Annotated in this window: 14 protein-coding genes and 5 tRNA genes; 5 read left to right on the top strand and 14 right to left on the bottom strand. The window is 39.6% G+C overall.

All coding sequences use genetic code 11. The features are described from left to right. Positions 1-7: 7 nt before the first annotated feature. The 3 genes from FPG78_RS00230 to FPG78_RS00240 all read right to left on the bottom strand — a co-directional run bounded on the left by FPG78_RS00230 (position 8) and on the right by FPG78_RS00240 (position 1,242). Positions 8-80: transfer RNA gene (locus tag FPG78_RS00230), tRNA-Gly, on the bottom strand. Between the two features lie 31 nt (positions 81-111). After that, a tRNA-Tyr gene (locus FPG78_RS00235) sits at positions 112-192 on the bottom strand. A 168-nt stretch (positions 193-360) separates the two neighbouring features. Then, on the bottom strand, positions 361-1,242 hold the full coding sequence (locus tag FPG78_RS00240) for an outer membrane beta-barrel protein (protein WP_186292359.1): 882 nt from the start codon (positions 1,240-1,242) through the stop codon (positions 361-363). A 274-nt stretch (positions 1,243-1,516) separates the two neighbouring features. Here FPG78_RS00240 and FPG78_RS00245 point away from each other — a divergent pair. Beyond that, positions 1,517-1,590 (top strand) — tRNA-Arg (locus FPG78_RS00245). 887 nt (positions 1,591-2,477) lie between these two features. Here the strand turns inward: FPG78_RS00245 and FPG78_RS00250 are convergent. Then, positions 2,478-4,535 carry a DNA primase gene (locus FPG78_RS00250; RefSeq protein WP_144086095.1) on the bottom strand — a complete coding sequence of 686 codons (2,058 nt, stop codon included), beginning with the start codon at positions 4,533-4,535 and terminating at the stop codon, positions 2,478-2,480. Between FPG78_RS00250 and FPG78_RS07920 the strand changes: the two genes are divergently transcribed. Beyond that, entirely contained in the window at positions 4,521-4,649 is a 129-nt protein-coding gene (locus FPG78_RS07920; protein WP_255431669.1) for a hypothetical protein, read from the top strand. The two genes, FPG78_RS00250 and FPG78_RS07920, sit on opposite strands and share 15 nt — an antisense overlap. 219 nt (positions 4,650-4,868) lie before the next feature. On the opposite strand, the gene FPG78_RS07365 is transcribed toward FPG78_RS07920, so the two are convergent. The 8 genes from FPG78_RS07365 to FPG78_RS00265 form a co-directional block, all read right to left on the bottom strand. Beyond that, entirely contained in the window at positions 4,869-5,681 is an 813-nt protein-coding gene (locus FPG78_RS07365) for an HD domain-containing protein (protein ID WP_223261905.1), read from the bottom strand. An 85-nt stretch (positions 5,682-5,766) separates the two neighbouring features. Next, entirely contained in the window at positions 5,767-6,243 is a 477-nt protein-coding gene (locus FPG78_RS07370) for a hypothetical protein (protein WP_223261906.1), read from the bottom strand. Between the two features lie 50 nt (positions 6,244-6,293). After that, positions 6,294-6,632 carry a hypothetical protein gene (locus tag FPG78_RS07375; protein ID WP_223261907.1) on the bottom strand — a complete coding sequence of 113 codons (339 nt, stop codon included), beginning with the start codon at positions 6,630-6,632 and terminating at the stop codon, positions 6,294-6,296. A 101-nt stretch (positions 6,633-6,733) separates the two neighbouring features. After that, on the bottom strand, positions 6,734-7,285 hold the full coding sequence (locus FPG78_RS07380; protein ID WP_223261908.1) for a hypothetical protein: 552 nt from the start codon (positions 7,283-7,285) through the stop codon (positions 6,734-6,736). Beyond that, complete coding sequence (locus tag FPG78_RS07385) at positions 7,255-8,094, bottom strand: sodium:solute symporter family transporter (protein WP_223261909.1); 840 nt, start codon at positions 8,092-8,094, stop codon at positions 7,255-7,257. Before FPG78_RS07385 ends, FPG78_RS07380 begins: the two co-directional genes overlap by 31 nt. 10 nt (positions 8,095-8,104) lie before the next feature. Further along, the gene (locus tag FPG78_RS07390) at positions 8,105-8,449 is read right to left on the bottom strand and encodes a hypothetical protein (RefSeq protein ID WP_223261910.1); all 345 of its coding nucleotides are present in this window, start codon (positions 8,447-8,449) and stop codon (positions 8,105-8,107) included. A 158-nt stretch (positions 8,450-8,607) separates the two neighbouring features. Continuing rightward, positions 8,608-9,372, bottom strand: a complete 765-nt coding sequence (gene rlmB / locus FPG78_RS00260; protein WP_144086096.1) for a 23S rRNA (guanosine(2251)-2'-O)-methyltransferase RlmB — start codon at positions 9,370-9,372, stop codon at positions 8,608-8,610. An 84-nt stretch (positions 9,373-9,456) separates the two neighbouring features. Then, a tRNA-Met gene (locus tag FPG78_RS00265) sits at positions 9,457-9,529 on the bottom strand. 172 nt (positions 9,530-9,701) lie between these two features. Between FPG78_RS00265 and era the strand changes: the two genes are divergently transcribed. Further along, entirely contained in the window at positions 9,702-10,607 is a 906-nt protein-coding gene (era, locus tag FPG78_RS00270; RefSeq protein WP_144086097.1) for a GTPase Era, read from the top strand. A gap of 171 nt (positions 10,608-10,778) precedes the next feature. Here the strand turns inward: era and yidD are convergent, their stop codons facing one another. After that, entirely contained in the window at positions 10,779-11,006 is a 228-nt protein-coding gene (gene yidD / locus FPG78_RS00275; RefSeq protein ID WP_144086098.1) for a membrane protein insertion efficiency factor YidD, read from the bottom strand. Positions 11,007-11,371: 365 nt separating this feature from the next. On the opposite strand from yidD, the gene FPG78_RS07395 reads away from it, so the two are divergent. Further along, positions 11,372-11,530, top strand: coding sequence for a hypothetical protein (locus FPG78_RS07395; protein WP_223261911.1), 159 nt, complete (start codon positions 11,372-11,374; stop codon positions 11,528-11,530). 187 nt (positions 11,531-11,717) lie between these two features. On the opposite strand, the gene FPG78_RS00280 is transcribed toward FPG78_RS07395, so the two are convergent. Further along, entirely contained in the window at positions 11,718-12,314 is a 597-nt protein-coding gene (locus FPG78_RS00280) for a hypothetical protein (protein WP_144086099.1), read from the bottom strand. 504 nt (positions 12,315-12,818) lie between these two features. Here FPG78_RS00280 and FPG78_RS00285 point away from each other — a divergent pair. Next, a tRNA-Ile gene (locus FPG78_RS00285) sits at positions 12,819-12,892 on the top strand. Positions 12,893-13,113: the final 221 nt, after the last annotated feature.

Consider the following 13,113-nt stretch of genomic DNA (forward strand, 5'->3'; position numbering starts at 1 on the left):
ACCAAAGAGCGGGAGACGAGGATCGAACTCGCGACCTGAAGCTTGGAAGGCTGCCGCTCTACCAACTGAGCTACTCCCGCTTTACCATAGACTGCGTCTACTACCGCCTAGTGGGGAGAGAAGGATTCGAACCTTCGAAGCTTACGCAACGGATTTACAGTCCGCCCCAATTGGCCGCTCTGGCATCTCCCCTAAAAAAAAGATAGAAAAATAGCATAGCCACTATGCCAAATAATTCAAGCAAGTCTACGAAAAATATTTTGCCCGCGCAAAAATAAAATAAAGTAAAATACAATCAATAAAGGACTTGCTTTAATAATTTAGAAGCACCAGACCCACACGCCTACTCGTAAAAACGATCTATAACAGATCTACATAAATACCAAGGGAGAAAGGCTTGAGTGAATCGGAACCACTAGGACCTTGCTTTTCCTCAAAAAGGGAGGTACAATAAAAAGCGCCTGTTAACCCAAAACGACCATACCCAACCCCAGCTTGAAACGCCCAAGCATAGGGCTTAAGATTAAAGCTTCCCTCCTCAACGCAAGAAGCAGCTGAATCACCAAATTCTTTGTATTCGACAATGGTAGAAGCAGATCTACGAAAGCCAAACTTAACACCCAACCAAGTATGAAACCCTGCCTTAGGATCATCTAAAACACTATTAAACCGCAACCTAAGCAACAAGTCAATAAAGGAAATTTTAATAGCAGAATAAGCATATTTTTTATCCGAAGTATTGTCTAAATCTTCACAATCTGTATGCGACTTTGTCTTTCTTTTAAGCGTTGGATAAGCCGTTTCATCACCACGCTTTTCACCAGCAAAAGGATAGAACAAGCTACTCCAACCAATCCCTGGACAAAGGGCAAAACGAGATTGATTGATGCGAATGGCATATACAAAAGCCATATCTTTACGAAGCAAACTATTCCAATCTATTTTTTTCATCTTATGAAACTTTCCAGATGAATTGTCCCCTAGATTGTATAAGTAATCCATTCTTACAGAATCAGTGATAAAACTAAGATAATTTTCCACAGATGACAGATAAATATCAGAATCATCGTTTGCTGTGTTTTCTGTGGGTACAGGAGCAGGAGCAGCAGGAGCAGGAGCAGCAGAAGCAGAAGCAGAAGCAGAAGCAGAAGCAGAAGCAGAAGCTGCATCATCTAAAGGAGCTGCATAGCCAACATAGGAGGCAAGAAAAAAGAATAATAGCGGAATGATTTTTTTTTTCATGTAGGTTAAAGATATTATAAGGGTATAAATGCTACTTAACAAAGGTACTTTTTTTTTTAAATATGTCAAAACATTACCTTGAAATAAATTTTTGTTTATTAAATTTGCATAACCACCATTAAAGGGTAGCCCCTTTTTGAAACCTATTTGTGATCAGCAATTTTTAAGAGAAGCGCAGTCACCAAAATACTTAGATGTATTTGAGGGGCATGGATATGGACAAGCTTCGACACCAAAATTGCCATTTAGCAATAGGTTTCAAAAGGGGGCTAATGGACTTGTAGCTCAACTGGATAGAGCACTGCACTACGGATGCAGCGGTTAGGGGTTCGAATCCCTTCAAGTCCACAAGGTCATTCATTGAAGGGTGTGGGCTTAAAGCTTCCACCCTTAGTAAATCTTTCTAAAGGGATAAGGAGGTTTTCTATTCAAGCAATCAATGCTGTCAACTTAAGGCATTTATATCACATTTTTTATTGATCACGAGGATGATGCCTATCATTTATATCTTAAAGTAGTAAGTAGTACATTATAAGTAGCTTTTTTATTGATCACGGGGATGATGATGCCTACCACTTTTTGCTTGATCAAAAAGCGGACAAAAAATCAAGCGCTGATGAAAAAAATTGCGGAAAGCGCACCTTACAGCTGAAAAAACAGGAGCCGTCCTGCAACCCTCCCTGCAAACTGTTTTTCTATTCATCTGTAAACTGCACTTTCTGATCGTAACTTTTTCCAAGGGCGCGTTTTTACTTGTCGTCATACGTTTTAGGTGGTCAGAAGACTGAAAAAATAGAAGTTATTAAGTTATAACTTATAATACGCAATCAAGCAATCAAGTTAAGACCTTAGTGTGCTGGTGGCCGCCAATAAAGGAATGCGGCGCTTCAGAAAAGGGAAAATCTTCTAACAATTTGTTTTTCAGCGGATCAGAAAATCAGCCTGTTCGAAGCCCGTGAAGCGGGCAAGCTCTGATTTTTCCGCTGAAAAATAAATTGTTTCATTATCTTTTTTGTGTGCCAAAGGCCTTTATCGGCGGTTACTAGCAAAGAGAATACTAAAAAGGCCTTTATCCAGCGGCCACTAGCAAAGAGAATACTAAAAAGGTCTTTATCCAGCGGCCACTAGCAAAGAGAATACTAAAAAGGCCTTTATCGGCAGCCACTAGCAAAGGAAAAACTACAGTTGTAATGCGTGGAGATAAGACCATAAGCGGAGGGCTTGGGTGTCTGCAGTTACTGCGCGACCACTGTGCCGAGTTGTTTGGCAATACTGCACTCGGAAGCTTTAAGCAATTGGTGGACTTGCAGTAATGCTACTTCCTCATCTGCAGATAATTCTTGTTTGAGTGTTTCTCTGTTTTGTTCAATAAGCTCTTGTACCAAGCGAATCTTTAGCCGAAGGATCACTTCTAAACTTATTTTTTGTGCATGCTGGCCCTCTTCTATGGTATAAATGCCATACTTTTTGATCCAAGCTTCACTAATGTCATGAGGGGAAGCGGTTAAATCAATGGCTATTTTTCTAATGGTTTCCTCCTTACTATCCAAACAACACTGCATATCTACTAAGCCGCCTTGCTGGAATACCGATTTACAGTATTCAAAAAGCACTTTGCAATCAGTAGATCTAAAAGCTACATCACCTAGTTCTAAGAAAATATATTGATACAACCACCGTTCCTCAGATAGTTTGGTGGCACCATAGGTCAACAAAACACGCATAATTTCTCGCTCATAGGCTTCAATACTTGCGGTAAGCTTACTGGTCAAAGGAAGATTTTTTTGATCTATATATGGGTTGCTTTTTTGTCTACCATATTGCTTGGGAAATGTTCTTTTTTGCTGCCATACGGGAGTAGTTGCATGACGCAATGCATGATAGGTGGTAAAAAGCAGCTCCTCCTCTATAGCAAAAAGCTTGCTGCATTTTTTAAGAAATAGAGCCCCTTCTATTTCATCTGGAATGGCTACCACGCTTTGCACAATCTCGCGTATAGCTCTTGCTTGCGCTACTGGGGTCTGTTCAGTAGACTGGTTTAGTAGAAAACTAGCTTTAAAGGTAATAAAGTCTTGAGCAGAACAATTGATATAGTGATTAAATGCATCTGTTCCTACCTTACGCAGGTAACCATCTGGATCTTCTCCTGAAGGCAGTAAGATGACTTTTACTTCAAATCCTTTTGCTAAAAACTTGTCTATACCACGAAAAGCAGCCTGAATACCAGCTTGATCTCCATCAAAAACCAGTGTAACCTTAGTGGTAAAACGACATAGGGCGTCTATTTGTGGTTCGGTCAGTGCCGTGCCAGCAGAAGCGACTACCTGCTCTACCCCTGCTTTATGAAAGGCCAATACATCCGTATACCCTTCTACCAGATAACAATTATTTTCCTGCTTAATGGAATGCTTGGCAAAAGAAAGGCCATATAACAACCTCCCCTTTTGGTAGATAAGGGTTTCGGATGAGTTGATATACTTAGGGCCATCTACCTCCTTAGACCTCTTCGAAGACTCGATTGCTAAATGGCCATTTTGGTCTCTACGCTCCTCACATACAGCCGAGTATGCTGGCGACTGCGTTTCTCCTAAAAATTGCCCATCAGAAATAGGCTTGGCAAGAGGTGCAATAGCTATATGACGCGCACCAAAGGCAACGACTTGTCCACTGCTATTGTGAATAGGAAACATCAGCCTGCCTCGAAAACGGTCATAAACTTTGGTGCCATTTTGGACCACCAGCCCGGCTGCAACCAATTGTTCCAGCCTTACTCCTTTTCCTATGGCAAATCTATAGAATGCATCCCAGCTATCAAGGCTATACCCTAACTCAAACTTTTTTGCTATTTCAGATGGAATGGCCCGTTGGGCCAGATAAGTTAGGGCTACTTTAGCTGCTTCTTCATGATGCCACAATAGATTTATGTAATAATCTTTAGCTGCATTCAATAGAATATAGAGGCTTTCTTTTGCTTGGTAATCCTGATGCGCGCCATCTGTGGCTGATGTAATGGGTATACCGTATCTTTGGGCAAGGTAGGTAATCGCCTCTATAAAGGTAGACCCTTCTATCTGTTGTATAAAGGTTATAATATCCCCAGAAGCATCGCATCCAAAACATTTATAAAATCCTTTCGCAGAAGAAACTGAAAAAGAGGGAGTATGCTCATCATGAAAAGGACAACAAGCCCAAAAATTTTGTCCTTTTTTTTTAAGGGGCAAAAAATCAGCAACTACCTCTTCAATACGTGCAACACGCTGAACAGCTTGAATGGTTTCTTGACTAATGATCATAGCAGCCAGAATGAACTAAATACAAAAGGAATGGTTAACTTTAGACCTTCTTCAAAACCTATTTGTGATCAGCAGTTTTTAGGAGAAGCGCAGTCGAGCACCGCAGAATACTAAATGTATTTGAGGAGCATAGACAAGCTTCAACACCAAAATTGCCATTAGACATAGGTTTTGCAGAAGGTCTTTTTTCTAAGGCGCATTTTCTCTTTACTGCTTAGCAGTAGCTACTGCTATTTCCTTTCAGTTGACGCTACTGACTTGAATAAAATAAATACAAAATTAACTACTCTTGCAAAAAATCCAAAAGCTTTTGTAGCCAAGCAGACGGGCTAACTAACTATCTTTATCTTTGTCTTGCCTTTTACTTTTATCTTTACAAATCTTTAGTGCCTTTCTGGCGGCTTTTTCTAAGGCCATTCCTATTTCTGGGTCCAAGTATTTATTGGCTAAGTTAACATCTATAGAAAGGGTTTCTTGCGCCATATGTACCACCTCTGGCAAATGGGTATAGCCTGAAGCATGACGTAGATCATAGAGCCGTTCGGCCAATTTGATAAAGAGCACAGAAAGCTGTACTTGCTCTTCCTTGATCGCTTTCTCTAATCGATTTTCCAGACAAAGTAAGGAAGGATGATCTAACGCTTGGTGCTTATCGATACCTAACACATTCAATACAAAAGCATAAACACCCAAATTATAGTGATCCCTCACATAAGAAAGGGGCAAACAAGTATGACGGACCAATTCATAGAGCAAAGAGGCATAAATTACTTTAGGAGAATTAAAAACCCATTCTACCACCAACTTGGCAATCCCTACCACACGTACATAAAACAATTGACCCGAGGCATGCCGCTTAAAGCCAAAGTGTTGCCGCAGTAATAAAAGTAAACCGGAAATGGTACCTAGATCAATAGGATCCATGTCATGCGAAAATTGAGCAACATGGTCATGGAACTGCATCAATTCCATCATGGAATCAGCTTGTTCTTTAGGAGTAACAGGGGTTTCTGAGGTTAGGCAATCTATAGGTAGTTTAGTGGTCATCTTATCACGAATTTCTATAACATCAACAGGCAATACCAGCAACATAGTGGGATCCTGCACTTGAACAGCATATTCCAAATAGCCATAATGGGCACCCACAATACTAGCTATGGTTTCTTGTTGAAGATCTATGGATGGTGGTACATCTTGTTCTCCTGGGGAGGCCGCAGCATCCTCCCGCTCTTCATAAAGGTCTTTTGACTTTAGGAAGCAGTTGAGCAGCGGTAGTAGCCCGACTGATTACTAAAGCCGTAGCTTGAAAAAACATAAATGAAGGATAACTGCTCTCAATCAGATCTACTTGCTTAAACTGCAAAATAGTGGTATGCAGTTGTATTTTAACAAGTGGTGTAATACCGCCCTCTAGCTTACCAATACGTAAAACAGCTTGCATCAATAAGTAGATTACTTGATGGATATCGCATATGATATAAGAAGATGGCCAGCCACTAGGCTCTTGTATATGCTCTACAAACAGCTTAGGCGGATGCGCCACCTCTTGAGACAAAGTAAACTCCACCTTACGCATCAGCTTATCTAACGTAATCTTAGCAGGCCGCAGGAGTGCATGATCTTTGGCCTTTGCTCTTCTATTGAAATAGGAGACCCAATCATATAGTTTATTGATAATACTCTGGAAATCTTGCTTATAAAGGGGCATGTTGCCATCTAAAAGTGAGACAGATTGTTCAATTTTACCTATTACTTGTTCTAAAATAGAGCCATAGCGCTTAGAGAAGAGAGATTAAAGTTTGCAGATGGAGCCATAGACAAATCATAGAGAGACTCCTTTAGTTTTTGGGATAGCCTAATCTTGTTTTGATTTTTTAAATAAAGATTCTGAGCCATATAACCACCTACTTTGACTTTAAAATAAATAATAATCGTAACCACTAGTAGTGTGACCATAAACAACGGAAATAAAGCGGATAATACAGAGAAGGGCAATCGAACAGCAATAGGATAAAGGGTTACGAGTAATACAGTTACTACAACCCTTATGCCCAGATAAATCGGCAATACCCATAAGATTACAGCATAATGGGCCAAGGATAAAGATGCACTAAAGATCGGGTCAGCCAGATGCTACCAGTACCAAAGTAGATTTAATGGAAGATAAAAGACGCAACCTATTAGCCAACATAAGCCAATCAACCAGCCTGGATTGGTTTGGCCAAAGAAACTTTTATAACGTGTAAATACACCGTAAGATGTAAAAAGAGCACCCAGCAGACCTTGGCATATCCCCAATAGACACGATCTGGTTTAATAAACCAATAGCCCAGAATAGCAGTAGCAATCATATAAAGACCCGTTAAGCGCAACGTACTATCGCTGGGCCTTAGCCTAGCCAATGTAACTTTTCTATTGGCCCATGCATTTTTAAGCGCCTCTTTTCGCTCCGCGCGCTTGCGCGCATAGGCTTGTTGCATTTGCTTAAACCCGTTATCCGGTTCAACCCATCCCACGCTTTTCGGTTGTTTGAGTAGATAATGGCCAGCCATCATAGCCAAGCCATTGACTACCATAGCAAGGAAAGAACCATCCATACTTGTTAGCGGTTCAACCCATTTTTTCCAGACTACAATAGTGCATACACCTGTCGCTATGCCAATCAAAGCGGTACGTGAGGTGCCTCGAAAGCCAAATATGGCCAATATAAAGGGAGCAGTTACCGTAGGTACAAAAATAGCAAGCCCCAATAGAGCAGTTGCAATAGGTCATTGCAGTAAAAAGCTACGATCATAGCGAGTAAACCTACCACTAGGGTAGCCCATCTTGCTATTTTAAGCTGCAGCGCATCAGTGATTTCTTTTTGATTGTATAGGCTTTTCACGATATCATGGCTGGCCATAATCGCACAAGCATTTAAAGAAGAATCAGCTGTAGACATCGCCATAGCCAGCAAACTAATGGCAAGAAATCCTTTAAAAATAAGCGGAATATGGTCTACTAGATGGCTCCAAACCTCTTCTTTTGATAAATCGGGTGCGCCTACAAAAGCAAATAGACCAATAAGAATGATAAAAATGGATATAACAATGCTAAAGATGGTAGTATAGGAAAAAACTTCTTGCGCCTGCACGGGACCAGAAGACATATAGACCCGCTGCATAAGCTGAGGCAGTATAGAGGAAACGATCAAAGATAGCAGCAATAGAAACATACCCACTAGTTGGGTATTAAAATGGAATAGATTACTGAATTGAAACTTAGCTTGGCCTTGTAACATAGGAAGGATGTTTGAAACTGGCTGATCTACCTTCAGAAAAATAAACCAAGCTAAAAGCGGAATAATAATGGCAAAGGTTATAAACTGCAATACATCTGTAAAGGTAACCGCACGAATGCCACCAAATGTAGAATAGAAAGTAAGCAGTAAGGTAGCAAGGATAGGCATTATATAGGGATTAGCTACCTTTAAACATATGCCAATAGCCTGGGACATTACAGTAATCTGCATGGTAATAATAACGATAGCATTACAGATGCCAACTATAGCAGCTATCATCCTTGGATATCTACCATAAAATATTGCCTATGGTCTCAGCCATAGAGAAGTGCTGCATAAACGGCCCCATACGCAAGGCTAATCTACCAACAGCCCACAAACCAAAAGAGGATAACAACATAATAACGATCCACCATAAGCCAATACGATAGACATACTCAACATTACGCACTAGCCCTCCACCTCCATACAAAGTAGCCAACACGGTAAAAACTAGGGTAGCAGTAGTAAACTGTTTGTTACCTACTGCATATTCTCGAAAGGTGGTCTTTTGCCTGCTAAAACAAATACCTACCAGCAAGGTAAATACCAAAAAAGCAGCTACTATAAATATAGACATGTCAAAATGTATCATACAAATAAGCTGTTCATAAAGATTAAAAAATAGTTATATAGCCAACATTGATTTTTATAATAAGAATTTTTTATTAAAAAAAACAAAGAAAGGAAGTATTTGTATTACTTTTTACTTGATCAAAAAGTAGCATAAAAGTCAAGCACCAAATGGTATCACTATACAAAGCGTTGGCGAAATACTTCATAGAGTATGATGCCAGCTGCAACAGAGACATTAAAAGAAGCAATAGGGCCTTGCATAGGAATGCAAATATGATGGGTAGCCTGTCTTAAATGCTTTACCGCTATACCAGTATCTTCTCCGCCTACAATCAGTGCAATAGGTAATTTTAAATCTACTTTATATAGCAACTGTGCGGCCTGTGCATGGCAAGCGAGTATGGTCAATTCGCTTTCTTGTAAGTAACGTAAGGCCTTACTTAAATCAGCTACGCGACAGATGGGCAATGTTGCGAGTGCACCTGCTGAGGTTTTCATAGCTGCACCAGCTAGTGCAGCACTGCCTTGTGTAGGCAATACCAAAGCATCCACATCCATACAAAGGGCAGTACGGGCAATGGCTCCTATGTTATGCACATCCGTTACCCCATCTAATACAACTAGTAACGGGGCTTTGCCTTTTTCAAAAGTAGCCTGCACCACAACGTCTAAAGGGGTAAAGGCAATAGGTGAGACAACCGCTACGACACCTTGATGGTTGCCACGCGCCATACGATCTAATTTTTCAACTGGCACATAACTAAAAGGAATTTCATGCTTACGCACAAGGTTGTATAGCGCCTTTGAGCGGGCCGTTTTAATATTGGTTTGAAAAAAAACTTTTTCAATGGCTTGGCCAGCAAGTATGGTCTCTATTACTGCCCTAGAACCAAAAATAAAGCTTAATGGAGCAGCAGCTGCTTTTTCAGAAAAGGAAGCCATAATAGCAAGGGAACTTGTATGCTGCTTTTTGCTTGATTCAATAAGTAATCCAAAAAAATCAAACCCAAAGCAAAGCAGGGAAAGTTGCGGGGATAGGACTCGAACCTATGACCTTCGGGTTATGAGCCCGACGAGCTACCAACTGCTCCACCCCGCGATAAAACCTTAAGAATCAAGCGATAAAATTTATCCGTATGACCAATACATTTATCTGCATTACCAATAAAATTTATTTGCACCGCCACTAAATTTATTTGTATCACCACTTGAATCATTACAAATTTATATGCTTTTTTGTAATATTGCAAATAGATTATTCTTATATTTTTATGTCTAAAGATAAAAACGATTATAGGTCTGGTTTTGTAGCCATTATTGGCAAACCCAATGCGGGCAAATCTACTTTAATGAATTTATTGATAAATGAGCAACTGGCCATTACTCATTCAAAGGCACAAACGACACGCCATAAACTCCATGGAATCGTTTCTGATGCGCATGCCCAAATTATTTACATAGATACACCAGGCCTTATTGCACCTGCTTATCCCTTGCAAACGGCTATGATGGAGGCTGTAGAGGTTGCGCGTGCAGATGCTGATTTAATCATCTGGCTGGTAGATGTAAAAGACCTAGAACAGGCGCTTTATGAAAACCATACTAAAAAACCGACCCTATTGGTGCTGAATAAGGTTGATTTAATCACAGCCAATCAGCTCAATGCAACAATGGCCTATTGGAAACACCATTATCCAAAGTTAACCATTATACCTATATCAGCTATAAAAAATGAAAATATCGACCGGCTCATCAGGCATATTGTTGCATGCTTACCCAAGCATCCTCCTTATTATCCAGAAGCAACGCTAACAGATAAGCCAGAACGTTTTTTTGTACAGGAAATCATACGTGAAAAAATCCTAGACCAATACCATCAGGAAATACCCTACAGTGTAGAAGTGGCAATAGAGGATTTTAAGGAAATGGAAAGCTTGATTAAAATTCGATCGATTATACATGTAGAAAGACCAACCCAAAAGGGGATTATAATTGGTCAGCGAGGAGCGGCGCTAAAAAAGTTAGGGATAGCGGCCAGACAAGCATTGGAAAACTTTTTTCAGAAGAAAATCTTCCTGGAGCAGCATGTCAAGGTTACGCCAAACTGGCGTAAAAGTGGATTGCTGCTTACACGATTTGGCTATCCAACTATTCCAAAAAAGAAAGATTTAAGATAATGGACCGCTTTCGAAGGCTATTTGTAATGAAGATTTTTTCTCTTACTTTTTACTTAATCAAACGGATGATGCCTACCACTTTTTGCTTGTCATTTTGGGGCAGCGTGGTCATACAGCTGAATGGACACCCTACAAATTCCTGACCACAAGCGAATTGAAAAAGAAATCCTTTCAAAGCAATGGATCATACCCACTCCCTCCCCATGGATGGCAACGAAGCAGCCTACGTAGGGTAAGCAAGGTGCCCTTTCGGATGCCATACCTGGAAAAAGCTGCCTTTGCATAACAAGAGCAACTGGGTTGAAAACGGCATACAGGAGGGAATAAAGGTGCCACGCAATGCTGATAAATGGAAATAGCAAAGCAACAAAAACGGCTAAGGAATTTGGAAATTTGCATATCCTTACAAAAATAGTACCCATTCAAGGTAGTGGTAAAAAAGGCATTTTTATGCTATTTTTTGCTTGTTTTTTCTCTCTCGATTCATGCAACAAAGCCACTACAAACCGGAACCATTTGATTTTTCTGCACAGAATGAATAACTTTGCTAATCTTTTCTAAACTAGCATACCTAGTATAGAGGGATCTATATATAGATAGCAGCCCTATGCATGCTAATCTATAGAAGTTGTTTTAATCCTTAACCTTTTAACATTAAAATAATAAATATATATGATTTATAAAAATTCAACGCTTATTCGTTCAATTATTGCGGCATCTTTCTTACTCAATACTATAGCATGCAGCAATAGCGGTGGAAACCATTGGGGGAGGTCACCAATGAGACAATCACGAACAAAGAAAGAGAAGAAACGTATAAAGGAAACAATGAAAACGCAAAAAGACAGAAAGATGACGAACTAGCGACGCTAGTTAGACAAAAAGCAATGCAAGACAATATAAAAAAAGGTGAAGTAAAGTAAATCTAGATTTAGATGATCAAATTCCCTTAGGACATCACCTTAAGGGGAAATATTTTATTGTAACTATGTGTATGGGCCATTAGTATGGCCCATTGCTACTGGTCGCCGATAAAGGACTTTGCTACACAGAAAAGATAATTAAACGATCTGTTTTTCGGCGAGAAGATCTGCAAGCCCTAAACAGCAACTACCCAGCAGTATGGATAAAAGTATAGACCTTTTTTCCCTCCTTAACATAGCTGTTATGTTTCTCTATAGCTAGCTGAGTCGTTGGAGTTATATAACCCAGAATTTCACCATTTTTTTCTTTATCCTTCAGGAACTTTTTTAGTGACTCACTTACACCTAATTTACCACCTATTCCTGTAGAAATAATAAATATGGCTTGTTTAGGATCAGGATCTTGTTTACGATTAAGTTCTATATCCAACAATTCTTTAAAAAACACTTCAGGTACACCATCTTCTTTATTATAACGACCATTATCATTAAACCTATGTTTTATCGCCTCTAGGGTTTTAGGAAAATTTTTCTTTGTTAGGCTTCCATAAAAATTAGGAGTTAAGACCCAGTATTCTGAATTGGTGCCTATAATATTGTTTTCAAATTTTGTAAAAAAATCATTTACCTTAAAAGGGGTTTGATGAGGCGCAGGATGAAAACGCAAAGCCTTGAAACCACATTTGGTAATCGTACACTTCTCTTTATCCAAATTATCCTCTGAAATATTCCACACAGCCATTTGGGATGGCCAACTTGATTTTTTTGTTTTTCCGAAGGGCAAGATGATGCCACCAATAGGACTAACGGAATAATAGCCATTACAGGCTTCTTCAAGAAGGATAACAAGGATATAAAATAACGCATCAACAAAATTGAAAAATAGAGCGTGGTAAAAAACAGTGCACTAAACCTGAGTGCTTCCCCAAATCTAAAAAAAATAAGTCAAAAAGGAAATGTAACCTTGCTTTTTGATCAATTAAAAGGTAAGCAAAAAAATCAAGCTGTAGACCTTCTGCAAAACCTATTTGTGATCAGCAGTTTTTAGGAGAAGCGCAGCCGCCAGAATACTAAATGTATTTGAGGAGCATAGACCACAAAATTGCCATTTAGCAATAGGTTTTGCAGAAGGTCTTGTTTTCGCTATTCAAAGGGGTAAGTAAATAAAAATCTATTTGCAACTCCATATAAGCCCTGGTTTTTTAGAAAAAAAGACGTACTATTGTGAAATAATATTCAGTCTATTGCCAGAATTTCCCTGTAACAATAGATTAGCTTTCCTAAAAGCGGGCCCATAGCTCAGTCGGTTAGAGCATCTGACTCATAATCAGCAGGTCCCAGGTTCAAGTCCTGGTGGGCCCACATCGTTTACCAATAGACCTTCTGCAAAACCTATTTGTGATCAGCAGTTTTTAGGAGCAGCGCAGTCGCCAGCATACTAAATGTATTTGAGGAGCATAGACCACAAAATTGCCATTTAGCAATAGGTTTTGCAGAAGGTCTAAATTTATAGCGCCCTAGCTTTATTGTATTGTGAAGCCTCGCTTGAGCCATTTTTTTATATTTAACGTTTAAACCCGTCC

It is taken from the genome of Cardinium endosymbiont of Dermatophagoides farinae (assembly GCF_007559345.1).
Taxonomy (GTDB): Bacteria; Bacteroidota; Bacteroidia; order Cytophagales; family Amoebophilaceae; genus Cardinium.